Annotated in this window: 27 protein-coding genes; 8 read left to right on the top strand and 19 right to left on the bottom strand. The window is 33.3% G+C overall.

All coding sequences use genetic code 11. The features are described 5' to 3' along the window. Positions 1 to 33: 33 nt before the first annotated feature. Positions 34 to 519: a hypothetical protein gene (locus ACQ654_RS21585; RefSeq protein WP_430412418.1), complete on the bottom strand. Its 486-nt coding sequence runs from the start codon at positions 517 to 519 to the stop codon at positions 34 to 36. A 174-nt stretch (positions 520 to 693) separates the two neighbouring features. On the opposite strand from ACQ654_RS21585, the gene ACQ654_RS21580 reads away from it, so the two are divergent. From ACQ654_RS21580 to ACQ654_RS21570, 3 genes are all read left to right on the top strand, one after another. Continuing rightward, entirely contained in the window at positions 694 to 1,806 is a 1,113-nt protein-coding gene (locus ACQ654_RS21580) for a serine hydrolase (protein WP_430412417.1), read from the top strand. 4 nt (positions 1,807 to 1,810) lie between these two features. Continuing rightward, a complete protein-coding gene (locus tag ACQ654_RS21575; RefSeq protein WP_430412416.1) occupies positions 1,811 to 2,638 on the top strand; it encodes a M23 family metallopeptidase in 828 nt (275 codons plus the stop codon). A gap of 133 nt (positions 2,639 to 2,771) precedes the next feature. Further along, on the top strand, positions 2,772 to 3,497 hold the full coding sequence (locus ACQ654_RS21570; protein WP_430412415.1) for a DUF6090 family protein: 726 nt from the start codon (positions 2,772 to 2,774) through the stop codon (positions 3,495 to 3,497). A 130-nt stretch (positions 3,498 to 3,627) separates the two neighbouring features. Here the strand turns inward: ACQ654_RS21570 and ACQ654_RS21565 are convergent, their stop codons facing one another. The 7 genes from ACQ654_RS21565 to ACQ654_RS21535 all read right to left on the bottom strand — a co-directional run bounded on the left by ACQ654_RS21565 (position 3,628) and on the right by ACQ654_RS21535 (position 10,130). Beyond that, positions 3,628 to 3,795 carry a hypothetical protein gene (locus ACQ654_RS21565; RefSeq protein ID WP_430412414.1) on the bottom strand — a complete coding sequence of 56 codons (168 nt, stop codon included), beginning with the start codon at positions 3,793 to 3,795 and terminating at the stop codon, positions 3,628 to 3,630. Between the two features lie 170 nt (positions 3,796 to 3,965). Next, a complete protein-coding gene (locus tag ACQ654_RS21560) occupies positions 3,966 to 4,466 on the bottom strand; it encodes a hypothetical protein (protein WP_430412413.1) in 501 nt (166 codons plus the stop codon). A gap of 36 nt (positions 4,467 to 4,502) precedes the next feature. Next, positions 4,503 to 4,883, bottom strand: a complete 381-nt coding sequence (locus tag ACQ654_RS21555) for a VOC family protein (RefSeq protein WP_430412412.1) — start codon at positions 4,881 to 4,883, stop codon at positions 4,503 to 4,505. A 5-nt stretch (positions 4,884 to 4,888) separates the two neighbouring features. After that, positions 4,889 to 5,845, bottom strand: coding sequence for an NAD(P)H-dependent flavin oxidoreductase (locus ACQ654_RS21550; RefSeq protein WP_430412411.1), 957 nt, complete (start codon positions 5,843 to 5,845; stop codon positions 4,889 to 4,891). 5 nt (positions 5,846 to 5,850) lie between these two features. Then, on the bottom strand, positions 5,851 to 7,470 hold the full coding sequence (locus tag ACQ654_RS21545) for a S8 family serine peptidase (protein ID WP_430412410.1): 1,620 nt from the start codon (positions 7,468 to 7,470) through the stop codon (positions 5,851 to 5,853). A gap of 159 nt (positions 7,471 to 7,629) precedes the next feature. Continuing rightward, positions 7,630 to 8,817, bottom strand: coding sequence for a tRNA 2-thiouridine(34) synthase MnmA (mnmA, locus tag ACQ654_RS21540; RefSeq protein ID WP_430412409.1), 1,188 nt, complete (start codon positions 8,815 to 8,817; stop codon positions 7,630 to 7,632). Between the two features lie 611 nt (positions 8,818 to 9,428). Next, positions 9,429 to 10,130, bottom strand: a complete 702-nt coding sequence (locus ACQ654_RS21535; RefSeq protein ID WP_430412408.1) for a hypothetical protein — start codon at positions 10,128 to 10,130, stop codon at positions 9,429 to 9,431. A gap of 287 nt (positions 10,131 to 10,417) precedes the next feature. Here ACQ654_RS21535 and ACQ654_RS21530 point away from each other — a divergent pair, with 287 nt between their 5' ends. Together ACQ654_RS21530 and ACQ654_RS21525 are read left to right on the top strand one after the other, a co-directional pair. Beyond that, positions 10,418 to 10,624 (top strand): hypothetical protein, encoded by a 207-nt coding sequence (locus tag ACQ654_RS21530; protein ID WP_430412407.1) that lies wholly within the window; start codon positions 10,418 to 10,420, stop codon positions 10,622 to 10,624. Between the two features lie 262 nt (positions 10,625 to 10,886). Beyond that, a complete protein-coding gene (locus ACQ654_RS21525) occupies positions 10,887 to 11,984 on the top strand; it encodes a glycoside hydrolase family 3 N-terminal domain-containing protein (protein ID WP_430412406.1) in 1,098 nt (365 codons plus the stop codon). A 557-nt stretch (positions 11,985 to 12,541) separates the two neighbouring features. On the opposite strand, the gene yidC is transcribed toward ACQ654_RS21525, so the two are convergent. The 11 genes from yidC to guaA form a co-directional block, all read right to left on the bottom strand. Next, on the bottom strand, positions 12,542 to 14,461 hold the full coding sequence (gene yidC / locus ACQ654_RS21520; RefSeq protein ID WP_430412405.1) for a membrane protein insertase YidC: 1,920 nt from the start codon (positions 14,459 to 14,461) through the stop codon (positions 12,542 to 12,544). A gap of 101 nt (positions 14,462 to 14,562) precedes the next feature. Next, positions 14,563 to 16,197 carry a CTP synthase gene (locus tag ACQ654_RS21515; RefSeq protein ID WP_430412404.1) on the bottom strand — a complete coding sequence of 545 codons (1,635 nt, stop codon included), beginning with the start codon at positions 16,195 to 16,197 and terminating at the stop codon, positions 14,563 to 14,565. 248 nt (positions 16,198 to 16,445) lie between these two features. Continuing rightward, a complete protein-coding gene (locus ACQ654_RS21510; protein ID WP_430412403.1) occupies positions 16,446 to 16,790 on the bottom strand; it encodes a hypothetical protein in 345 nt (114 codons plus the stop codon). A 17-nt stretch (positions 16,791 to 16,807) separates the two neighbouring features. After that, the gene (locus ACQ654_RS21505) at positions 16,808 to 17,272 is read right to left on the bottom strand and encodes a hypothetical protein (protein WP_430412402.1); all 465 of its coding nucleotides are present in this window, start codon (positions 17,270 to 17,272) and stop codon (positions 16,808 to 16,810) included. Between the two features lie 156 nt (positions 17,273 to 17,428). Further along, positions 17,429 to 18,025 carry an N-acetylmuramoyl-L-alanine amidase gene (locus tag ACQ654_RS21500; protein ID WP_430412401.1) on the bottom strand — a complete coding sequence of 199 codons (597 nt, stop codon included), beginning with the start codon at positions 18,023 to 18,025 and terminating at the stop codon, positions 17,429 to 17,431. Positions 18,026 to 18,610: 585 nt separating this feature from the next. Then, positions 18,611 to 18,835: a class I lanthipeptide gene (locus tag ACQ654_RS21495; RefSeq protein WP_430412400.1), complete on the bottom strand. Its 225-nt coding sequence runs from the start codon at positions 18,833 to 18,835 to the stop codon at positions 18,611 to 18,613. A 290-nt stretch (positions 18,836 to 19,125) separates the two neighbouring features. Next, the gene (locus ACQ654_RS21490; RefSeq protein WP_430412399.1) at positions 19,126 to 19,365 is read right to left on the bottom strand and encodes a DUF3820 family protein; all 240 of its coding nucleotides are present in this window, start codon (positions 19,363 to 19,365) and stop codon (positions 19,126 to 19,128) included. A gap of 1 nt (position 19,366) precedes the next feature. Next, positions 19,367 to 19,912, bottom strand: coding sequence for a DUF922 domain-containing protein (locus ACQ654_RS21485; RefSeq protein ID WP_430412398.1), 546 nt, complete (start codon positions 19,910 to 19,912; stop codon positions 19,367 to 19,369). Continuing rightward, entirely contained in the window at positions 19,913 to 20,314 is a 402-nt protein-coding gene (locus tag ACQ654_RS21480) for an OsmC family protein (protein ID WP_430412397.1), read from the bottom strand. 18 nt (positions 20,315 to 20,332) lie between these two features. Further along, on the bottom strand, positions 20,333 to 22,255 hold the full coding sequence (locus tag ACQ654_RS21475) for a LysM peptidoglycan-binding domain-containing protein (RefSeq protein ID WP_430412396.1): 1,923 nt from the start codon (positions 22,253 to 22,255) through the stop codon (positions 20,333 to 20,335). Positions 22,256 to 22,278: 23 nt separating this feature from the next. Continuing rightward, on the bottom strand, positions 22,279 to 23,814 hold the full coding sequence (gene guaA, locus ACQ654_RS21470) for a glutamine-hydrolyzing GMP synthase (RefSeq protein WP_430412395.1): 1,536 nt from the start codon (positions 23,812 to 23,814) through the stop codon (positions 22,279 to 22,281). Positions 23,815 to 24,009: 195 nt separating this feature from the next. On the opposite strand from guaA, the gene ACQ654_RS21465 reads away from it, so the two are divergent. The 3 genes from ACQ654_RS21465 to ACQ654_RS21455 all read left to right on the top strand — a co-directional run bounded on the left by ACQ654_RS21465 (position 24,010) and on the right by ACQ654_RS21455 (position 25,902). Further along, positions 24,010 to 24,966 carry a hypothetical protein gene (locus tag ACQ654_RS21465; RefSeq protein WP_430412394.1) on the top strand — a complete coding sequence of 319 codons (957 nt, stop codon included), beginning with the start codon at positions 24,010 to 24,012 and terminating at the stop codon, positions 24,964 to 24,966. Positions 24,967 to 25,179: 213 nt separating this feature from the next. Next, complete coding sequence (locus ACQ654_RS21460) at positions 25,180 to 25,569, top strand: hypothetical protein (protein ID WP_430412393.1); 390 nt, start codon at positions 25,180 to 25,182, stop codon at positions 25,567 to 25,569. 120 nt (positions 25,570 to 25,689) lie between these two features. Next, the gene (locus ACQ654_RS21455; RefSeq protein WP_430412392.1) at positions 25,690 to 25,902 is read left to right on the top strand and encodes a hypothetical protein; all 213 of its coding nucleotides are present in this window, start codon (positions 25,690 to 25,692) and stop codon (positions 25,900 to 25,902) included. Positions 25,903 to 25,914: the final 12 nt, after the last annotated feature.

The raw sequence follows: 25,914 nt of genomic DNA, 5'->3' as shown, positions 1-25,914 counted from the left end.
GCACTTTTTTTTATTCCATATAATTTTGATAAATTATTGAGCTACGTTTACTTTTTCTATAACTTCCGTCAGTTCAGTTTCTTTTTGTGTTCCGATGAGGAATTTCTTTCCATTTTGAAGTTCTATTGCCAAACCTTTGTTTCCTCTGATATTATAAACGGTTCCGTACGATGTCCAAAGTCGAATTCCCCAACCGCCAACGAATCCATAATTAACAACTTCCGCTTTCTTAATTTCATGCCATTTCACGTCTTTTTTTATGAAAGGAAAATAACGCATGTGAATTCCGGCAGCATCAATTGTTGTTTGTAAACGCATGATTAAAAATAATCCAATGACTAGAAAAACTACAATCGCAACTATAATGAGTCCAGTATCCGACATTGGTTTGCTCCCAAAAGATTCTCCACGGATTAATTGCTTGTAAATTCCGTAAATAGGCATAATTCCAACAGAAATTAGAATCAACCAAAGCCACCATTGTGAAAATTTTTGCTCTTCTGTAAATTGAATTTTCATGTTTATATCGTTTGCGTTTTGAGGAATATATACTGTCAAATATAAGAAAGTTCCATTTCTTTTTTAAGTTTAGCAATGTCCTTGACAATAATTTATAGTGTAACAGTTTTTAAAATTTCTACTCTTTTAGATAAAATAGTATCTTGTAAAAAGATTTAACCGTATTTTATTTTGATGAAAAAACTATTGCTTTTACTTCCAATTGTGCTTTTTAGTTGTGCCAAGCAAAAGGATTTTGACGATCCAATACAATTTGCACTCGCTTCTGATGCTGAAGAAATTCAACAAGTTATGCGAAATTTGGAAGCACATGAAGTTCAAATTATGGTTACGGATTCCGAAGGAACTAATTTTGATTTTCAATTGAATGACTTCGATTATTTTTATCCTGCAAGTAGTGTCAAATTTCCAATTGCACTTTTAGCATTAGAAAAAGCGAATAATATTCCAACGATTGACAGTGAAACACTTTTTCAGATACAAGGTGATTCAGTCAAAACTACCATTCAAAAAGAAGTTCAGAAAATTTTTGCCGTAAGTGATAATGAAGCCTATAACCGATTGTTCGATTTTTTAAGAAAGGACAGTATTACTGATGCTTTGCGAAAAAAAACATCTTATTTAGTGCGTATTTCACATCGATTGAGCACTTCAAACCCAGCTTCTACCACTTCTAAAGCAGTTACTTTTACTAAGAATGACAGCGTTGTATATTTTCAAAAAGAAGCTCAAAATAGATCAATTGACGCCTTAGATTTGAAAAGAATTCATAAAGGCAAAGGCTTTTACCGAAACGATTCATTGGTAAATGAACCAATGAATTTTTCTAAGAAGAATTACATTCCGTTGCAAACACTTCATCAACTTATGTATCGATTTCATCATACAAAAAGTCAACGAAAGGAAACTGTCTTTAATCTTTCAGATGAAGATCGTGAATTTGTGAAGAAAGTAATGCACAAAACTCCGAAACAACAAGGTTTTACAGATGATGAATATTATGATAGTTATGTGAAATTCTTCATGTATGGAGACACAAAAGAAGCAATACCTGCTCATATTAAAATTTATAACAAAGTTGGATATGCGTATGGTTATTTGACAGATTGTGCGCATATTGTAGATAAAAAAAATGATATTTCATTTACGGTTACAGCGACAATTCATGTAAATAAAAATCAAATCTTTAATGATGATACGTATGAATATGAAACTATTGGAATTCCGTTTTTAGCCGAATTAGGACGAAAAATTCATCAATTTTATCTCGAAAAACAAAAGAATTAATACTATGAGAATCGTTATTTTCTTACTACTATTTAGCATTTCTATTTGTAAAGCACAACAGGTTTCTATTAAAAGAGATTCTACTTTATCTACAAAAGAATATGTTTCTTTATATGTGAAAAACAATATGTTATCACCAATGTTTTGTAAAATTATCCCAAAAGATAACATTCCTGAAACGATTATTTTTACTGAAATTACTGTGATTAAACCTTCTGAACGAATTAATAATTTTATCAAAGTTCCACGTAATATTCTGAAAACGGATAGTTCTTTAATCACATTAAGAGATTATTTTAATTTTAAATTTGGATACGGCGATCCAAGTACCGTAAAACACACGGACGAGTATGAATATTTGTTGCCGTATAAGAGAAACAGAAAGTTGATTCAGGGGAATTACGGTAATTTTTCACATGATCATATTTCATCGTATCATGCGTTTGATTTTGGAACTCAAATTGGTGATACTATTTACGCCGCACGCGAAGGAAAAGTAGTTATGATTAAAGAAAGTTCTAAAAAACACGGAAGGACTCGAAAGTTTATCAATCATGGAAATTATGTAATTATTCAACATGATGACGGTACAACTGCCGCCTATTTTCATTTAAATTTTAATGGAGCTTTGGTCGAACAAGGTGATCTTGTAGAAAGAGGACAAGCAATTGGAATCTCAGGAATGACAGGGTTTACCACAACTCCACATTTACATTTTGTGGTTCATAAAGCAACTGAAAAAAATGGAAATGTTTCTGTTGCCATTCAGTTTGAAGGCTTTGTCGGTAAAAAGTTTAGAAAAGGAAGACGATATACACGAAGAAGAAAATAAGTTATGGAAGGTTTAAATATTGTACTTGTAATTGCTGTGTTACTTTTCGCGAGATTAGGGATTCGACTTTATAAAAACTTTCCTAAATCAAACGATCAAGATGATCAAAATAATATAAACTAACACCTGTAGTATGCTAAAGTTTTTTCGTTCTATCAGACAACGTCTTCTAAAAGAAAATAAGTTTAAAAACTATGTTTTATATGCTATTGGAGAGATTTTATTAGTCATGATTGGAATTCTACTTGCATTACAAGTAAACAATTGGAATGAAAGTAGAAAAACCAAAAGTGCATTAAAAGATACTTTAAAAACCGTTGCTACAGATTTGCAAAGAGATACTATTGCGGCTACACAATTGATTAAAATAATTGAAGTTAATCAAGGAATTAGTGATAAGATTATTCACAAGGAAATTACGATAGCTAATTTTCAAGAATTTCCGCGAAGCAGAAGTTTAGTTACACTATATCAACCATTTAACATTCAAACGAAAGGCTATGATATTCTACGTCGTACTATAGAAACAGGGACGAGTGAAGAAGATAGTCTTTTTGCCGATTTGACTCAGTTTTACTCGTTGTTCATTCCAAATATTGACAAAAGCAATGAGCGTTTGGAAAAAGTAGTTTTGGATAATTTAGATGATTTTAAAGAGTTTTCTTGGTTTGTAGATTGGGCACAAGGAAAGCTAACAGATGATATGATTGCCTATTTTGCTACTGATGAAGATTACCGAAAAAAGGTTGCCGCTTACAATGTATTAGCCTATGGAAATCATTTGCTTTTGATTAAAAGTTATAAAGACAACGCAAAGATTGTTTTAGAGCGAATTGATAAACGATTGAAAGATGATTGAACTTCAAATACTCATTAAATCTAAAAAAATATAAAAAGAAAAAACGATCCAAAGATCGTTTGAGAATAGCTAGAAGCAACAATTTTTATTTTTGAAAAGTTTCAGTCAGTTCTAAGCGTTGGAACTCTTTTTAATTACAATCCAATAATTTTGTTGCAATATCCAATGGCGTAGGACAAACAGCCCAAGAAACACGTATATGTATCGTTAAAGGCAATCCTCCTTTGGTATTATTCAGATCTAAATCACTTATAGATTTTTTGTTTAGGCTTAGCGATTTTAAATTTCTTTTTTTCATAATTTGAATCATTTTAAAAATTAATAATGACTCAAAAGTATAGAGCGCGAAAGAGGTTTCATAACAACGCATGTGACAATTCCGTGAATTCATTGGTGAACGATATAGCAATTCACGGAATTGTATATTTAACGTGAGTTTGCTATAAAAATATTATTTCTTATTGATTTTCAATCCTGTAACACAAATATCGAATCGAGCTTATAATATTCTGTATTCTTGTCAAATGCATACACTGAAACATTCAACTTAGACGGATTGTAAGGTGCAACTTCTTCAAAAGATTTGATGATCACAAAACCGCTTTCATCTTTTTCAAATTTGGCTCCTTTTAAATAATCCAGAAAAGCCAAAGTATAATAGTTCTCATATTCATTTAGAAATAAACCATACATACAACCACCTGTACCACAAGCGCCTAGATATACTAAAATATCTTGCTTTCCATCAGCATTAAAATCTTCGTATTTATAAGGTTCTTTTTTGGCTGTTTCATCAGGAAATGAAAAATTTACGCTATCAGGAATCTTTATGCTAACAAAGTTTTCACTATCTACAACATCAAGCTGAAACAATGTATTGTCTATTTTTTCTTTTTTTGCATGATCACAACACACAAAAATGATCAAAATCATTAAAAGACAAAATACATTTTTGAAAATCAATTTCATGATTGTTGCTATGTTTTGATATAAATTAATACTTTTTTACAAATCCTCATAAAACGTCAAACCGTTTTTATCGATATCATAAAAAGCAAATTCTTTGGTTCCCCAAGCGGTTTTTTTGAGTGAAGTTTGTGCATGAAACACTTTTTTGGTGTTGTATTCATCAAACAATGCTTCTGTATTCAAAATTAAAAAACGCAACATTGGACGATCAATATGATGTTCCCATTCGGAAGCATGATGCCATTGCAAATGAATTTCAACATTTCCACGTCTAATCCCTGCGTAAGTAGGATTTGTTTTATGATCTGCAAAAGTAACTTCAAAACCGAGTTTATTTACATAAAAACCCAACGATGCCAACACATCTTTTACAGCTAATACTGGATGTACACTCAGAAATTGTTCTGTTGCTTTCATTCGTTTTAAAATTGTGTTTTAATTACCGCTACGCTATCTTTAAACTCTGAAATCATATCGTTTACAACTTCACCAGCAGGTTTTATTTCATGAATTAACGCAGCAACTTGTCCAATTTCCAATTCACCTTCTATCAAATCACCTTCAAACATTCCACGTTTTGCACGCGCTCTTCCAAGTAAAGTTTTGAGTTCTTCCACAGATGGCGCTTTTGTGTATAATTCTTCTAAATCTTCGTAAAATTTATTTTTGAGTAAACGAACTGGCGCTAATTCTTTCAACATTAATTTTGTACTTCCTTCCGTTGCTTCTACTACTTGTTTTTTAAATTCAAGATGTGAAGAAGCTTCGTCCGTAGCTACAAATCTACTTCCTACTTGTACGCCATCAGCTCCTAAAACCATTGCGGCTAACATTGCTTTTCCACTTCCAATTCCGCCTGCCGCAATTAACGGAATTTCTAACTTCTCTTTTACACTCGGAATCAATGTTAATGTTGTTGTCTCTTCTCGTCCGTTGTGTCCGCCAGCTTCAAAACCTTCTGCTACGACCGCATGTACGCCAGCATCTTGTGATTTTAACGCAAATTTTGAACTACTCACAACATGTGTAACTGTAATTCCATTTTCCTTTAAAAAAGGCGTCCATGTTTTCGGATTTCCCGCAGAAGTAAATACAATTTTCACACCTTCTTCCACAATAATATTCATGATTTCTTCAATATTCGGATACAACATCGGAACATTGACACCAAACGGTTTGTCTGTAGCTTTTTTACATTTTTGAATATGTTCGCGTAACACATCTGGATACATAGAACCAGCGCCTAGCAAGCCTAATCCTCCAGCATTACTTACCGCAGAAGCCAATCGCCAACCGCTTGCCCAAATCATTCCACCTTGAATTATTGGATATTGTATGTTGTATAATTTTGTAATTCTATTTTGTGCGAATATTGTCATTCGTATTACTGTTTTATAAGTTTTTTGGTGAATTGTGCTCCGTTTGCTTCAATACGCAAGAGATAAATTCCAGCCGCTAATTGACTCACATCTACACTTGAATTTGATGCTATTGTATATGTTTTGATCGTTTTCCCAACCAACGTTCCTAGCGTAATTGTAGCATTTTGATAGTCTTTTGGTAAATTGATGTGTACTATCGCTTTCGCGGGATTTGGAAAGACTTGAATTGTAGCCTGATTGCTAGTTTTTGGAGTTGATAAGGTTTGAAACGCCATTTCAAAGTTTGGAATTCCATAACCTAATTGGATCGTAGGATTTGCATAGATGGAAGATGATTCTCGCACCAATTGCATTAGTTCCAAATTTGTTTTGTTTGGAAACGCTTGTACCAAACACGCCATTGCTCCTGCTATAATTGGTGAAGAAAACGAAGTTCCGTTTGATAGTACTACATTTCCATCTGAGCTTACTACATATACACTTTCACCTTGTGCAACCACATCTGGTTTTACAGGAATGTTTGGTGTTCTTCCTCTTGAACTGAATGCCGCGTAGTTTCCACTTCCATCAACAGCTCCAACGGTGAAGCCATTTCCATCGGCTGGCGCGGTTATAATTCCCCAAGTACCATCATTTCCAGAGTTTCCTGCTGAGTTTACTAGTAACAATCCTTTTTCAACGGCAATGTTAGAACCTTTGGTGATGAATGTTGTATTTCCGTCCATATCAGCCGTTGTGTAATCATATTTACTTTCGTCAAAACGATTATAACCCAACGACGTATTTACCACATCTACACCTAAACTATCTGCTCGTTCTGCCGCTTCAACCCAATACGATTCTTCTACAGGTGTTTCGCTTCCAGCATCTTCTGTTCTAAATAAGTAATAGCTTGCATCTGGCGCGGTTCCTACAAATTGCCCGTCAATATAACCAGCCATATCAGATAGCACATTTGTTCCATGACTGTTTCCTGTGTAGGCATACACATCTGTATTTCTATCTACAAAATCGTATCCATCTAATAAATCGCCATTGTCACGCAAACGCTGAAAAGCTGCTAAAGTATTTACATTTGTAAATCCACCATCCAATACTGCAACTGTTACGCCTTCACCAGTATAATCTAGCTCATGGAGCTTATCTATTTTAATCATTTCAGATTGATTCGCACCATTTCCATAGTTGTACATGACTAAGGTTTCAAACTTTTCTACTGTTCTTTCTGCATTTGCTATTGCCGCAGGTCTGTTCATTGTATTTAACGATCGATCTGCATATAGAATTTCATTTACAAAAGATAGATTCACCAACGCATCAATGTCAGTTTGCGTTCCTAATACATGCACACAGTTGAACCATTTTGATTTCGCTTTCACCGTAATTCCTTGCTGCATTTTTATTTGTGTGATGTACGATTCGTTCACAGGAACATCTCGTTCATCTATTGCAACACCATGACTTGTTTTGCGATCTATTGCTTTTTGCGTTAGAATTGTTGTCGGATTGGCCAATGCATTTGCTACATCAGGTTTGTCCGTAAAGTATACCCAAGCATGTTCCGTTTGCGAAATACCGAATTGAGTAACGAATAGTAGTAAGAGTGTAAGCAGCTTTTTCATAGGTTATCAGTTATCGGTTTTGGAGTTTGGGTTTTACATTTCTGTTGATTTGTTAATTTATTCTTGGGAAATTATACGAAATCATTTTCAAATTATTTTAAGTTTGATTGTATCTCGACTGCTCTCGATATAACATTTTCGATTTCAAATTCAAATTCATCAAGAAATCACTCCTGAACCAATTAATTCTTCGTTGATGTACCAAGCAACAAATTGTCCTTCTGTGATGGCACTTTGTGGGTTTTCGAAATCTACATATGCGCCGCCATCTATTTTGTAAATTAATGCTTTTTGCAATGGTTGACGATATCGAATACGCGCCATGACTTCCAATGATTCATCTGGCTGTAAAGCCATGTCTTCTCGAACCCAATGCAATTCGTCATCTTTTACAAATAATGTACGTCTGTACAATCCTGGATGTGCTTTTCCTTGTCCTGTATATATTACGTTTTCTTTTACGTCAGTTTCTATAACAAATAAAGGTTCTGTTGTTCCGCCAACGGCCAAGCCTTTGCGTTGTCCTTTGGTAAAATAGTGTGCTCCTTGGTGTTTTCCTACTACTTTCCCATCTGAAAGTGCATAGGTATGTTTTTGCGCATAGTACGCTAATTCGTCTACTTTGTTTGTAAATGTTGGCAATTGCTTGTGATAGCTTTCTTTATCTGTAGAAACCTCAACTATTACACCTTCTTTTGGTTGCAGTTGTTGCTGTAAAAAGTCTGGTAGTTTTACTTTTCCAATGAAACATAAACCTTGTGAATCTTTCTTTTCTGCTGTGATTAGATCTGCTTTTGCGGCAATTTCACGAACTTCTGGTTTGGTCAATTCGCCAATTGGAAATAGTGATTTTTCTAATTGTTCTTGTGATAGTTGACATAGGAAATACGATTGATCTTTATTTCCATCTTTTCCGGCTAAGAGCTTGTGAATTGTTTTTCCGTCTTTTTCAATGGTTTCTTTTCTACAATAATGACCTGTTGCAACATAATCTGCACCTAAGTCTAAGGCAATTTTCAGAAAGACATCAAATTTTATTTCACGATTGCATAATACATCCGGATTTGGCGTACGTCCTTTTTCATATTCGTTAAACATATAGTCTACAATACGTTCTTTGTATTGTTCGCTTAAATCTACTGTTTGAAATGGAATTCCTAATTTGTCTGCCACAATTAAGGCGTCATTACTATCTTCTAACCATGGACATTCGTCTGAAATGGTCACAGAATCATCGTGCCAGTTTTTCATGAATAGTCCAATTACTTCATATCCTTGTTCTTTTAAAAGGTATGCTGTTACACTTGAATCTACTCCGCCAGAAAGTCCTACTATTACTCGTTTCATTTTTTTCCTTTCGCTAATTTATATGATAAGACGTTCCTTATGCATATTGCTGACAAAGATACTACCTTTTTCGCTTTTTTACGAGTTGTTTCGCGGGAAGCGTTTTTTTCATGAAAGCTTGTAAATTTTGTATCATTTTTTTAAATGTAGATGAATTCGAATTAATTGAAATTCTCTGAAAAGCAATCAATGATATCAATATACTAGATAACTTATATTTCACAGATTTCTTCATTTCATTCGCAATGACGACTTTTAGTGAAACTCACTATTGAATGCGCCCTGCGGACTTTTCAATAGTGAGTTTCATCAACAAGTAAAAATTCAAGTTAAAGATCCCGCTCTGCAGCGGGATTAGTTCAACTTACACTATTGAATGCGCCCTGCGGACTTTTCAATAGTGAGTTTCATCAACAAGTAAAAATTCAAGTTAAAGATCCCGCTCTGCAGCGGGATTAGTTCAACTTACACTATTGAATGCGTCCTACGGACTTTTCAATAGTGAGTTTCACTAAAAACAGAAAGCCTGAATGTGTTACATTCAGGCTTCCGCTATCATATCAAGATAATTTATACCATATATTACAGAAATGGTATTAAAGCGAAGACAGTTAAAATACTAAATATTCGAGAAGTCGATCCACCGTACTAAATTCATCATCGTAATTTTCCGTATGAAATGAAGAATAAAATACGCCGCCTTCTCCTATTTGAACTGTAAACGCTAAGTCTTTATTTTGTTGTACTGAATTGTTGTCGTTATCTCTGAATTCAACAGGTTCGTTAAACCAACTGATTACAGTTGCATCGTTAGAAATATCAACTACTTGCCATCTTGGCAAGAATTCGTCTAATAATATCGTATCGTCATTGCTTAAAGTAATTCCAAAGTTTATTTGTAACCAATCGATTAAATCTTGATCAAAAATAGTTGCTTCCGTTGAAAGTGATTGCCCACTTTTTTCAGTGTCTAAGAAGTCTATAGGAATGTTTGGAGTTTGTATGTCATTACCTTTAGCAACTTCAATAGTTTTTGCCGAACTAAATAGTCCTTTTTTTAATGATATTTCGTATTCGCCAACCATTAAGTTTGTATGTGTAAAACTTCCATCGGTTGCACTTCTGGTGGCTGCAACGATGTTATCATTTTTACTTGCGGTGATGAATCCGTTCACAATTGGATCTGTATTGTTTGGTACTAAAAACTTTCCAGAAATACTACTTTCTGCTAACGGAGCAGTTTCATTGTCTTTGTTACATGCGGTAAAAATAGTTACCGCAAGTGCAAAGAGTAGTAGTTTTTGGATTTTCATAATGTTCTATCAGTTTTGATTGTATGTATTTAGATGTTATTTGTAATGCTTAGAAATTGATGCTTTATAGACTTGTTTTCAAGCTATTAAATAAACGCTTTCAATAATAGAACAAGTTAAAATTAAAAATTCCCCTATTTATGTTTTAAAAGATGTACCGTTTATGGATACGCTTATGGATTGGTTCCTTATAATTATAGACTACTTCTACACGCTTATATATTCCTATAAAAAATTTTATCTCTTTCATTCTATATTTATCATTATTAATTTTAAAAACATTTATTATGAAAAAGAGAAATCTTAAGTCATTAAAGCTAAACAAAAAGTCTATTTCTAATTTTCAAGTTACTGGAGGTGCACTTCCTAAAACTCTTGCTTATTGCGATATACCTCCGTATACGGAAGGTCCTAATTGTAATACTTTAGCAACTCTAAACGGTTTGGATTGCCTGTATACAAATGTATTGTGTGGTGGCTCAAGATTATGTTAGTTTTAGATACCGATTAATTTGATCATAAGCGAACTTCGGTTCGCTTTGCTTTCTTCGCTACTTTTTGTAGTACTGTATTTCTGATTTAATCAATTTTCTAATTCATAAAACTTCTATTATTAATTTTGGTTCAATTCATATCATTCCTCTGTAACTTCGCTTACTGATTCTTCATTTGATGCTTTAGAAAAGTTTACCTCATAACAATTATATTTTGTTTTTTACCGTATATTCGGCAATGTTGACTCATTAAATATGTACTATGAAGTTTAAAGTTTTGATTATTATTAGTTGTCTTTTTGTGTTTGGAAGAGGATTTTCGCAAAATGTTAAAATAGACAGTTTAGATATTAAGATTGGGCAAATGATTATGTTAGGTATTGGAAAAGATACTGTTATTGCACCTGATAATCAGATTGTAAAAGCTATTACCGAACAACAACTTGGCGGTGTTTTGTTGTATGAAAAGAATATTGCCAAACAGCATTCTGTACAAAAATTGAAAAAACTGATTACAATGTTACGCAAAGAAGCTTCATTGCCATTGCTAGTTAGTATTGATGAAGAAGGTGGAAAAGTGAATCGTTTGAAAGAGAAATATGGTTTTCCTGAGACGGTTTCTGCAAAGTATTTAGGCGATTTGGATGATGTAGCTTCTACTAAATATTTTAGTGATATTATTGCACACAACCTGTTATTGTTGGGTATTAATGTGAATTATGCACCAGTTGTAGATGTTCATAATAGTGAAAACCCACCAATTGGAAAGAATGAGCGTGCGTTTTCTACAAACCCAAAAGATGTGATAAAGCATGCGCGACAAGTAATTTCGAGTCATCGTTATTTTAATGTAAAGACCGTTTTGAAACATTTTCCAGGACATGGAAATTCGAAAGAAGATTCACATTACAATGTGACAGATGTGAGTAAGTATTGGAAACAAAAAGAGGTTTTTCCATATGTAAAGTTATTGTACGAAGGCAATGTAGACGCGATTATGACAGCGCATATTGTCAATGAGAAATTAGATGATTCCAAGTTGCCTGCTACACTTTCCAAGAAGATTATGACCGATTATTTACGGGATGATATTGGTTTTGAAGGTGTTATTTTTTCAGATGATATGCAGATGAAAGCAATTGCCAATCAGTTTGGTTTTGAAAAATCTATTGAAATGGCAATTTTGGCTGGAGTTGATGTGCTGATGTTTTCCAACCATATTCCGATGAAAGGACGCGATATGATTTTACCAAAAGATATTATCGCAATTGTAAAACAGTTGGTGAAAGATGGGAAAATTTCTAAAGAACGAATTGATGCTTCGTATAGAAGAATTTTGAAGTTTAAGGAAGGATTATGAAAATAGGTTTTAGACCGCTTCGCTGTTAGACATGAGATCGCGCTTTTGCGCTGTTAGATTTATTTTGGAATTTTCTCAATGTAATTTTAGTTTTAATAAACATCAAATACCATACTTTATTGTCATTCCTGCGAAGGCAGGAATCTATTTGTTATAAAGATGGATTCCGGTTTTCACAGCACGTTATTAAGCTTCAAGAATTCTTCTACTAAAAATCATTTTCCCATGAAATATGTGATGAGATTCTGAATTAAATTCAGAATGACGTTACGGTAACATAATTTAGTTTCGGTGTAGCGTTTGGATTCCTGTTTTCACAGGAATGACATTTTTTTAGCATGCACACTAACACAATCTTGATTACTTCTCAATTTTATCTAGATAAAAAATAATTTTGTCTAGACATTTTTAAATTTTGTCTTGATAAAATATTTTTTTGTCTTGATGTTTTTTGCAACTTATCAAGGAGTTTTTAGATTTTTATATTGATACGAAATTAATACGCATAAAAAAAGCATCTCAATTGAGATGCTTTTTGTGTATATAAAAGTTGAAAGTTACTTTTTGTTTGCCTTTTTCTGTGCTTCCGCTTGCTCCATCATTTCTGCCATTTTTTTCTGGAAACGGTTTTGCTTTTTAGGCTTCTTTTTGTTCTCTTCTATTTTTGCGTGAATCTTTTTATCATCAATGATATAGTTTTTGATCACTAACATGATTCCGATCGTAATTAAATTCGATACGAAATAGTATAAACTCAATCCACTCGCGTAGTTGTTGAAGAAGAATAACATCATTAATGGTGAGAAATACATCATGTATTTCATCATTTTACTCATGTCAGGCATTCCTTCTTGTGCTGGTTGTTGCGACATCATTTGCTGACCTGTTGTCATACGCATATAGAAGAAGATTGCAATTGACGCCAATATTGGAAATAAACTGATGTGATCTCCATATAATGGAATACTGAATCCTTCAGGGAATTGATAAATAGTATCATACGATGATAAATCTTCTGCCCAAAGGAAACTTTTTTGACGTAATTCAAATGCCGATGGAAAAAACATGAATAGTGCATAGAATACAGGAATCTGCATTAATGCTGGAATACAACCTGCCATTGGACTTACGCCTGCTTTTCCGTATAGTTTCATGGTTTCTTGTTGCTTCTTCATTGCATCATCTTTGTACTTTTCGTTGATTTCAGCAATTTCTGGACGAATTACTTTCATCTTCGCTTGTGACAAGTATGATTTGTAGGTTACTGGAGATAGTAGCAATCGAACTAATATCGTCATGACAACAACGGCAATTCCCGCAGGCAAGAACGCACTTAGCAATCCGAATAATGGAATTAGGAAAAAACGATTGATCCAACCAAAAATTCCCCAACCTAATGGAACTATTTCATCTAGGTTTCTGTCATATTTAGTTAATGTATCGTAATCTGTTGGACCATTATATATGTCCATGTTATAGTTTAGCTCACCACCTTTTAATTCTAACGGAATAGTTGCTCCAAATTTCTTTAAGAACCTAACATCTTTTTCAGCCATTTCACTATCTACTATGTTTTCTGTAGATAATGTTGCTGTTTTAAATGCTGTATCTGTTAGTAATATTGATGAAAAGAAGTGTTGCTTGTATCCTAACCAAGTTACGTCACTTATTTTTTCTTCTTCCGTAGCCTGACCTAAGTAACTGTCTTTTCCATCTTCATATTCGTAGTGTAAGTCTGTGTAACGGTTTTCGTAAGTAACACTTTTCGCATGTCTGAAACTTTTTAGTTTCCACTCCATATTTACTGGCTGACTTGCATTTACAATACCATTTAATCCTTGCGATCGTATGGTAAAGTCTACCATATAATCGTCCTTCATTTCATACCTATATTCTAGATATTTGTCAGCGGCAACTTTCAATTTCATCGAAAGCACTTTGCTGTCACCATTTTCTGTGTAGGTAGGTTCAAAAGGTAAATTGTTTGTACTTAGTACACGATTGTCGGCAGTTGTTAAGTTAATTCCGAAAGAAGCGTTTCCATCTTTAACTAGATATACCGGAAGTGAATCGTACGTTTTTAATGGTGAAAATTCACCTTTTACTCTTTGCCCTTTGATGTGTGCTTCAACTATTTGTCCACCTTTGTTACTTATTTTCAAGGATAGTATATCATTTTCAATTGTAGTTACATCGTCCAAATTTACTTTTCCGACATTGTAACTAAATGCACCTACATTGTTTTTATATTGTGCGGCTTGCACAGAGTCTGTAAGATCTACTGTTGTTTCTTGAACTGCAGTTGTTTTAGGATCGCTAGTTTGTGTAGTAACTTGCTCCGTTTTTGCTTTTTCAGCTTCTTCTTGAGCGGCAATTTCTTCTTCACTAGGTTGCATAGAGTTTATCCAAAAAACTCCAATTAGGGCTAATAATCCAAATCCTATAAATTGTTTGTAATCAAACTTTTTTTCTTCCATTTAATCGTTATTTATGCTAATCTCATGTAAAAGGCATCTATCTATATGATAGACACCTTTTTTCTTTTTTTGTTACTCAAAAAAGTACCCAATTTACATTTTTATGCCAAAGTGGCATTTTGTTTTTTTTCTGAATGTGTTAATGCGGCTTCTACAAAAGCGACAAATAATGGGTGCGGATTTGCTACAGTACTTTTGTATTCTGGATGATATTGAACACCTACAAACCAAGGATGAGAAGGCAATTCAACTATTTCCACTAATCCAGTTTTTGGATTTAAACCTGTAGCAACTAATCCTGCTGTTTCTATTTTTTCTTTGTAATCGTTATTAAATTCATATCTATGACGATGACGTTCTAAAATCATTGATTTTTTATAGATGTCATATACTTTACTTCCTGCTTTCAATTCACATTCCCAAGCACCTAAACGCATGGTTCCGCCTTTGTCTTCTATATTTTTTTGCTCATCCATTAAGTTTATTACTGGACTTGCTGTCTTCGGATTCATTTCAGTAGAATTTGCACTTTGAAGTCCTAAGACATTTCTAGCAAACTCAATCACTGCCATTTGCATTCCTAAACAGATTCCTAAGAAAGGAACATTGTGTTCTCTTGCGTATTGAACAGCTCTTATTTTTCCTTCTATTCCACGATCTCCGAAACCTGGCGCGACTAAGATTCCGTCCAAGCTTTTAAACTTTTCAGCAATTGTTTTTTCAGTGATGTATTCTGAATGAATTGACTCAACATTTACTTTGATTTCGTTTTCTGCACCTGCATGAATAAACGATTCTAAGATCGATTTGTATGAATCTTGCAATTCTACATATTTACCAACAAGACCAATGGTAACTGTATGTTTTGGATTTTTTAGTTTTGTTAAGAATTTATTCCAAGTTGTTAAGTCTGGTCTATCTTCTTCAATTAATGCTAATTTTTTTAATACAACCGCATCCAAACCTTCTTGTAACATTAGGTTTGGTACATCATAAATGGTTTTTGCATCAATGGATTGAATTACCGCTTCACGTTTTACATTACAGAATAGTGCTAGTTTGTGACGTAATTCTTCCGATAGTTCATGCTCTGTTCTACAGACTAGAACATCTGCTTTTATTCCGCTTTCCATTAAGGTTTTTACAGAATGTTGGGTTGGCTTTGTTTTTAATTCGCCTGCGGCAGATAAGTATGGAACTAATGTTAAGTGAATTACCATTCCGTTGTTTTCACCTAATTCCCATAATAATTGACGAACAGCTTCAATGTATGGTAAGGATTCAATATCTCCGACAGTTCCACCAATTTCCGTAATTACGATATCGTAGTTTCCTGAGTTTCCAAGAATTTGAATTCGCTCTTTAATTTCGTTGGTAATATGCGGAACTACTTGAACCGTTTTTCCTAAGAATTCACCTCTACGTTCTTTTTCTATGACACTTTGATAGATACGTCCTGTAGTTACATTGTTTGCTTGAGAAGTTGGCACATTTAGAAAACGTTCGTAATGTCCTAAATCTAAATCCGTTTCTGCGCCATCATCAGTAACATAACATTCGCCATGCTCGTAAGGATTTAGTGTTCCAGGATCAACATTGATGTAAGGATCTAGTTTTTGTATCGTAGTTCTGTAACCTCTTGCTTGTAATAATTTCGCCAAAGATGCCGCAATTATTCCTTTTCCCAAAGAAGAAGTCACACCGCCAGTAACAAATATATATTTGGTGTTCGCCATTCGTAATTATGTGTTGTGTTGTTGTTGTATTCGGCGGCAAAAGTACAAAGAAGAATTAATAAACAATAAAGGTTGAATAACTATTTTTCAAGTGTATTCAACCTTTGTTTATTTTATTGATAAAACTGATTATCAGTTATGTAGATTTTATTTACATAAGTAAATTTAATATTAATACATTTTTATTCTTTGGAATAATTGAGAAACTCTTGATCTTACAGTCAACTGTTTCATTAGTATTTCATTTTCTATGCATCAGCACTATTGTCATTTAGTACAATACCAAGCGCCGTATTAACGACAGTATTTAGAATACTATTTTTTAAATGTCCAAGTTTTATTTTTGAAACACCTGCTGTGTATAATCCTTTTAAGACGACTAAATCTTTTTGACTTTCTATCAGCCATTTGTATTCATCAGCTGTGATAGCACCACTTGCTAAGAATAATGTCCAACGTTCTAGTTTTTCTTTGGAAGCGTCCAAGAAGTCTTGCACATCTTTTTTTGATTCTGACTTTAGGTCTTCAAATTTTTCACCTACCAAGCTTAGTAGGTTTCCTTTTATTTCTTTGAGTATATCTTTAACATCCATGTTGTTCTGTTTTAGCGTTATTGTAAACCAAGTATTTGTTTGAGTTTGTTTTCAGCAACTGGATCTTTTTTTCCTTCGTATTGTAGAATTAAGTCTAACGCTTCTGTTACTTGCTCTTTTGCTTGTTCAATAAAAACAGGGCTTACCGTTCCTTTTTCTTTCCACATTTTTAAAAATCCAGCGACGAATTTTTTATCAGGATTTGCAATCATTTTCCACATTGCAAACCCAATTTGATTTTCTGGTTTGTTTTTTTCGTATTCTATTATTTTAGCCATTTCAGTTTCTAAATGATCTATAGCCGCAGTTTGCGAACTGTATTGCGTTGTTGCTTTGTCCATTAATCGTAACGCATCAACTTTTATTTCTGTTCCTTTTTGATACGAATATTGATCAAAAACTGCTTTTTGGAGCGACGCACAAGAAGTTACTAATAGAAACGCAAGTGCGGTAAGATACGTTGTATAAAAACGTGTTTTCATCTGTTTGTTTTTTAGTGTTATAATTTTGTCTGATGGAATTACTCTTCAAACTGGTATTTTTATATAAATGTATTCGTAAATCTATGATTTCGCCAATTAATCCTATCGGTTGGTATCAACAAATAGTCGTGGCTCATTGCATAAGGTACTGTTTTTTTAAAATAGTTGCTGTTTTACTCTTTTGATTGCTTCCACATGATAGTGAATTACGCGTGCGCGTCCTTCTCGTGTCATTAGTAGTGTTTTACATTCTTCTTCATTATCCATAAAGAAGTTTTCTGTTAAGATTGCTGGCATTCGTGTATTTCGTAACACATAATATTGTTTTTCTTTATCTAAATCGCCATCAGAAAAATCGGCACGCAATCTACGTTCTGGAAATTCTCTTTTAAATTCTTCCCCAAAAACAGTTGCAATTCTGTCACTTTTTGTATTTCCTACTGACGTAAATATTTCACTTCCGTGTCCGCCACCTGCATTTGAATGAACACTTAGATAAAATGATCTTCTTCGATCTATTTTATTGGCTCTAATCATACGTGTTGCCAAGGTTACATCTCTGTATTCTGGTGCAATGTTAACGTATGAAATACGAAGTCTTGTTAATTCTTCAATAATTCCGTTTACAATTGCTCTGTTGTATTCACCTTCAAATAGTTGTGAGTCATCGTCCCAAATTGGAGAACGTTTTCCAGGTGTTTGATATACACCATTAATTAATCCTCCGTGACCGTTGTCTAGTAGTACTATCATAGTTTATGGTATGGTTGTTAGTTTTTAAATAAAAAATCCTTTTAAATATGTTTAAAAAAAGTAGGTATCCTACTGATTCATTGCATGTTAAAAGGGGAATTTAAAGATATAAATTATTTGTATAGTAAAAAAAGGGTCTTTTCCCCTTTTTGTGTAGTTGCAGTAGTTACTAAACTCCTAGGTAAGATATTTTTATAAAAAAAGTGAACCGAAGTTCACTTTTAATAATTAATTGAAGAATACTTGTATTAATCATCTGTTGGATAACATATTCCTAATGGGCATGTTAAGAGGTGAGAACAATTATGAACGGTTCTTCCGCCACCTATTACTTGTTTGTCTTGTTCAAAGTTTGAGATTGATTTTTTGTTTAATCTTAAGTTACTAATACTCTTTTTTTTCATAATATAAAGTTTTGATTAGAATATAAAAGTATCGTAAAATATAACTAAAAAGGTGTTGTTTCTTTGACTTTATGTGCCGATTTATAAATGAAGCACTAATATGTATCTTAGTAAACTATTTATAGTTATATACATATAATGGAAACTGTTTAATAAAAAATCAGAAAATCCTTTTTAGTATCTAACAACCATCAGTTTCATTAACCACGCATATCATCCAATTACAAGTTTCTCTACACTCTGAAACATAAGAATTACAATTAGCCACATTAGTTACTATTTCTGTAGCTATGGTTACACCAATAGTAATAGTTGTAGTAATCTTTGCGCCTCCTGTAACAGTGTTTAACGTGCTAATCTTTTCTTTGTGAAAACTCAGTTTTTGAATACTTCTTTTTTTCTTCATAATAGTTATCGTTTTAATATTTTAATGAAACCCGTTGGTATTTTAAAAGAATGATGAAAATCTTTATACACAACGAGTAATTCAAATATATATTCATATAACATTCAAACGCACTATTTGCAAGACTTAGTGATAGATCATTATTAAATAGTGATGAATTAAAAATAAAAGTGACAACACAAGAAGTTTTTAGGATCATTTTTCAGAAACTATATCCAATTATACTCAAGAGGATTTGGTATTAAATCAGCTTTTTTTCTATGATTAGATATAGCTTGCAACTCAGATTTTTAAAATTGCCGTTGTATGTTGTAGATAAGTGGTTCTAACCCGTTGATTTTGATATCGAGAATTTGTTCGAGTTGTTGTCCAAGTTTTCCTTTTGGAAATCCTTTTTGACGATACCAAAGTAGATAAGCTTCTGGAATGTTGATAAGATATTTTCCTTTGTGTTTTCCAAACGGCATTTTTGCATGCGCAAGTTCTATCAGTAGTTTTTGTTGTTTTTCTTTGTTAGGAAGATCGGTCATATTACTTTACAGGCAATTCGTATTTTTTGTATTTCTTAAGCTCTTTTGCAACGCGTTTTTGCCACGCTATTTGCCCTTTGTAATCTCTAGAATAGTCAGAACCATTGTCATATGCGTTTTGCATTTGCTGTAGACTCAGGTTGATTTCAGCATATATTTTGTTGAGTTCTTCCTTTATATTTTTTGAGAACTTAATTTCTTTGATACGTTTTCTAAATTTTCGTGCGTGTAATTCTGTAATGTCAAAGTGTAATTGTTCATGACCTAAAACAGTATCATTGACACGTTCTTTGATATACCAAGATTTTTCAGGATAGAATGCTGCCGAAACAGATGTTGTATATTCTAGTATTTTTGAACTGTTTGAATAGCTTTTTGATCGAAAACCATAGGTAATTCCTGAAGCTGTAATTGCAACAGCATCCGAATCGTATTCAGGTTGTCCCTGAAAGTTTCCCCAATGTAGTTTTGTGTTTCCGTTCCAAGTAATGGTTTCTTCGTTCTGCACGAATAGAAATAGGCAAAGTACGCTTAAGAGTTTATACATTTATTTCCAATCAAATTTAACAATCTTTTCAATATCTGGATGAAGACTGTAATGTACAGGACAAGTATTTGCGGTGTTTTCTAATATTTTTTTAGTTTTATCAGTTGCTTCAAAAGGCATTGATATTTGTACTTCAATTTTAGAAATTCGTCTCGGATTGGAAGCCATCGTCTTTGTAACTTCTGCGGAAGCGCCTTCCATATTAACGTCTAGTTGTTCCGCTTTAATTCCCATAACCGTTAACATACAACTTGCAAGTCCTGTTGCAACAGTATCTGTAGGAGAGAACGCTTCTCCTTTCCCATTATTGTCCGTTGGTGCATCTGTAATGAATTCATTTCCAGATTTTAAGTGTTGTGAAACCGTTCTAAGATTTCCTTTGTAGGTTACTTTTGAAGTCATGTGTGTAGGTATTGTGAGTTATTTAGCTTCTTTAATTTCTAATCCGTCATATTTTACGATGTAAATTCCGTTATTGAAAAATCCACCAAACATTTTTTTCGAGTAATCAAATTTATTTTCAACATAGCTCGTTTGTGCGCCTGAACGTACACTTTTTGCCAAATTTTGATCGTATGCCAAACGCAATAAGATATCGAATGTTATATCAAAACCACGTGTTGCAATTCTACTTGGAGAAATTTTATACTTTTTTTCATATCGTTTATTAAACACATTGTCATATGATGAAGGTTTGTCTATAGACGGATAATGAAAGTTAAGATTTGCCAAGTGACTGTTATAGATATTTGATGATTTATCGTATTGATCGTTTCTATCTGTTGTTAACAGAGTGATTTTTTGTTTTTCAGTTGTGTACGAATTTAGTACAGAAGTTACATTGGCTAGTAACGACAAATCTTCAGTTTCCAAAATTACCCAATTATCTACTCCTTCTTTTAATAATGGTTTAATGATATTTGGTTTGATGTAATTTCCTTTTTCTGGATTAATTTCAGAAGCTGTTGGCAATATTGATTTCAGCTTTGCTTTTATTCCGGCTTTGTCTTTATCTGCAATGATGATTATATTTTTATCAGCGCCTTTTTCTTCTAAAAAATCAAGCATTTTTCTCTCTAAAGTCGCTTTCGAAGGAATAGTTTGATATACATTTTTATACTTCACTTCTATGCTTGATAATGGGGAAATTACAGGAATTCCGTCAGATTTCAATTCGCTAGCCGCAACTTCAATATTATTTGGTAATAATGGACCAATAACTGCATGTACGTCTGAGAAGTCTTTATTTGCTAATAATCTTTTTGTGGTGGCTGTTTTTCCTTCTGTATCTAATACTTGTACATTGACAGAAAAACCAAGTTTTTTGATAGAATCTAATGCCATTAACGAACCTGTATAAAATTCGGTAGCATATCCTAACACTCTGTCATTGCGTAATTTTTCTTTTGTTTTGTATACAGAATCAATATCAATTTCATTCAGCTTGAAAGGCAACATCAACACTATATTTGATACATTTTCAGTAGTAGCATTTTCCAAGAAACTGAATTTATCTACAATTTCAGCATCAACTACTTCTAAAGATTCGGTTTTTGCAACTGGAAGTTTTAAGATCATTCCAGCTTTTAAACCATCTTTTAATGCAGGATTTAAGAGAATTAATTCATCTTCTGAAACACCCAATTTGCGCGTTAACGTATATAATGTTTGTTTTGGCTTTACCGTATAAAAAGCATAGTTTTCACTACTTGCAACAACTGGTTTTACGGTACGTTTTGGTAATTTTATTTCTTGTCCAATTTTTAATCCGTCTTTTATTTCAGGATTTAATTCTTCCAATTCTTCAATAGTTAAACCGTAACTGTGTGCAATTCCCCATTTTGTTTCTTTTGCTTTTACAACATAGATGTCAGCCGTTTCCTCTTCATTTTTTTTATCTTTAGGTTCTTCCGTAGATTCTTCATTAGTAACAACTTCCGTTGTTTTATTAGTAAATTTCGGAATTGCAATACGATCGCCTTTCTTAAGTCCTTCTTTGGCTACTTTTTCATTGTATTTTTTGATGTCAGCAATCGTTACACCATATTTTTTGGAAATACTGTATAAGGTTTCTTTTCTTCTTACTTTATGATTTGTAAAAGTTACATCAACTTCTTTGGCAACTTTTATAGATTTTGAAGGAATAACCAACACATTGTTTCTACGAACGCCGCGTCTGGCATCAGGATTTAATTTGATGATATCTTCTGGTGTAATTTTATATTGCTTGGCAATACTTTCTATAGTTTCACCTCTTTCTACAGTGTGACTTTTGTATTGCTGTGCTTTTGCCGCACAACTTGACAATAAGATCACTAATAAAAATCCTAACAACTTATTCATTCTCTGTTTTATTTTACTTTTTATTATTCCCATTCAATGGTCGCTGGCGGTTTTGAACTAATGTCATACACTACTCTATTAACGCCTTTTACTTTGTTTATTATATCATTAGATACTTTTTGTAGAAATTTATATGGTAAATCTACCCAATCTGCCGTCATTCCATCGGTACTTTCTACAGCACGTAACGCAACAACTTTTTCATATGTACGCTCATCTCCCATAACTCCTACTGAGTTTACTGGTAACAATATTGCGCCTGCTTGCCACACTTTATCATACAAGTCCCAACTGCGTAATCCATCAATAAAAACGGCATCAACTTCTTGTAAGATACGAACTTTTTCAGGAGTAATATCTCCTAAAATTCTAATTGCCAATCCTGGTCCTGGAAACGGATGACGACCTAATAAGTTTTTGTCCATTCCCATAGAAGCACCAACTCTACGAACCTCATCTTTAAATAATGCTTTTAATGGTTCAACAATTTTCAATTTCATGAAATCTGGCAAACCACCAACATTATGGTGACTTTTTATTGTTGCGCTTGGGCCGCCTGTAGCACTTACACTTTCGATCACATCTGGATAAATAGTTCCTTGTGCCAACCAAGTTACGTCTTGTATTTGTGTTGCTTCATCATCAAACACTTCAATAAAAACGCGTCCGATAGCTTTCCTTTTTTTCTCTGGATCACTCAATCCTGCTAGCGCATCCAAAAAGCGTGCCGAAGCATCAACTCCTTTTACATTGAGTCCCATACCTTCATATTGTTGAAGCACACTTGTAAATTCGTTTTTACGTAACAATCCGTTATTCACGAAGATGCAATATAAATTTTCGCCGATAGCTTTGTGCAATAACATAGCTGCTACACTTGAATCTACGCCGCCAGATAATCCTAAAACAACTTTGTCATTTCCAAGTTGCGCTTTTAAGCCTTCAACCGTTTCACTCACAAATGCGTTTGGTGTCCAATCTGGATTTACATTTGCAATATGAACCAAGAAATTTTCAAGCAATTGTTTTCCATCTGTGGAATGATATACTTCTGGATGAAACTGGATTGCATACGTAGTTTCACCTTCAATTTTGTACGCTGCATTTTCTACATCATGCGTGCTAGCCAATAACTTTCCGTTCGTTGGTAAACTTTTAATAGTGTCACTATGACTCATCCATACTTGGCTTCCTTCCGAAATATTTGCTAAAAACGGTTCATTTTCCTCAACGAAACTCAAATTAGCACGTCCGTATTCACGTGTGTTAGATTCGGCTACTTCTCCGCCAGAAAAATGTGCCAAATATTGAGCACCGTAACAAACTGCAAGCATGGGTTTTTCACCACGAATGCCTTCTAAATCTGGATGAAAAGCTTTATCTGAACGAACAGACATTGGGCTTCCCGAAAGAATAACCGCTTTGTAATCGTTTATGTTTGTTGGAATTTTGTTAAATGGAAATATCTCGGAATAGATGTTCAATTCTCGAACTCTTCGCGCAATTAGTTGTGTGTATTGCGATCCGAAATCTAATATTAATACCTTGTCGTGTTGCATATGCAAAAGTAGTATTTAGATTTTGTTTTTTCCAATACAGATTTAACATTTTTTCTAAAAATTTCCACAGTCAATTGTTAATACCTTTTTAATATGATTTTAGCAAGAAACAGTGTTTTCCCTACTTTAAATCAAGGAGTTACACTCTTACTCATTTTGTTTTATGAAGTTAATTTTGTTTTAAAATCAGAAATCATGGGAAGAGTTTGTAGAGAAGTACAAGAATGGATTGAAGAAGAAGTAGAAGAACGCATTGAAGAATGGGAAGAACGACAGGAAGAAAGATGCCGTGAAGAACCATGCAATTGGTGGACACTTTGTTTGAATAAATTATTTTGCTGGATCGCACTTGTACTCGTAAAAGTTGTACGAGTCGTGGTCGTCATCATTGGAAAATGGATTACACGGATTGTCTGCGAAATCGTTTCTTTTGTTTTAGATATTGTAGCCTTTATTGTGACACTAATTATGAGTATTCCAATTATTGGAGGAATTATACGAACCATCTTAAATTGGGTAACCGAAATTATATGGCGAATTGTCGGATTGATTGATTTTGTAGCAAGTTTGGCAGGATTACAACCACGTAAAAAAATGTATTTCGGAATCATTATTCCAACACACGATGGCGTTCCTATTGCTACTGAAGCCGATTTACAACCACAAATTGACGCGGCTATTGAACATATGGATCGCTTGTGTAATATCAACCTAATATATACAGGCGCCTGTGATTCTGGAGTAAATGCTCCAAGCAATCCGTTTACATATGCCTGTAATGCAGAAGGTTTTTTTAGAGATTGGTTATTACAAGGTTCGTTTTTTGAATTTGCAACTTCATTGTGCAAGTTTGAAGATGGCTGGAGACGTGTTTCGGGTTATGGAGCAGAAATTATTGCTTTCGTAGCTGACGATGTTACTCCTGGTCGTACCGGCGGATGTAGCATGGGACCAACTACAAACTATATATTAACAGAAGCACAAACACAAGATAACATGATTGTGCATGAAATGGGACATGCTTGTTTTTTACAACATCGTGATGATGATGTAAATAATATGATGGCACCAATTGTATTGTCAGTTCCGCAAACATTGACCAATTGGCAAGTTTCTGTAGTTCGTTCTAGCAGACATTGTGTGTATATATAATTTTTCAGTATTGTCCGATAAAAGATTTAAGATCGCTACGCTTTTAGAGTCAAGAATTAAGACTTGATGCTAACTATTTTGATAATTAGATGTACTATTTTAAAAAAACAGATGGTATTAAAATAAAACACTAAAAATTCAATTGTAAATAGACGTTGAAGCATTTTGAATGATTTTAATCAGACATTAATAATAATTTTTAAATTTTGAATGATGAAAAAAGAAATTTATATCAATTCCGCTGAACAATTGCATGAATTGAAATCTATTGTAAAAAACTTCAAGAAGATTGAATTGAAGTTACCTTACTTGAACGATTTACAGAATAAAGCTTGGGAAAAACGCATCCAAAAAGAATATTTTAGTTGTGGTTGTACTACCGGAAGTTATTTTGTCGGTCTTGGAATTTTAATCGCAATTATATACTTAGTATATACACTTACTGTTAAATCTTCAATTTCTATAAAAATGATTCTTATAACAATTGTTGGCTTGGCAATTTTAGGAAAACTCGTTGGTTTATTTTCTGCGCATATTCGATTGATACGAATTATACAATCGTTGGGTTATTTGAGAATGAATAAACTATATAAAAGTACTTAATACATGATTACAATTCAATTCTTTCATTCTTTCAATTCATTAAATTAAGCTATTTTCTTTAAATTTTGTAATATTTTACTTAAATTTATTAAATACTATTAACCAATTAAAATTAGTGTTATGAAAAAAAAGAATTTAAAATCATTGAGATTAAACAAGAATTCAATTTCAAATATGAACAGTTTAATTATTACTGGTGGTACTAATACAGTTGTTTGGCAAAGCTGTCCTGCATATTATTGCTTTACGTTAAACTGTACAGCAGAATGTCAAGATACAACTATTCCAATTTATGCTACTGATGAGTATTCATGCAAATGCCAACCAACTTAGTTATTGCATATT

The sequence above is a fragment of the Kordia sp. genome, from assembly GCF_965283645.1.
GTDB lineage: Bacteria > Bacteroidota > Bacteroidia > Flavobacteriales > Flavobacteriaceae > Kordia.
This window is presented reverse-complemented; position numbering and strand designations above follow the sequence as displayed.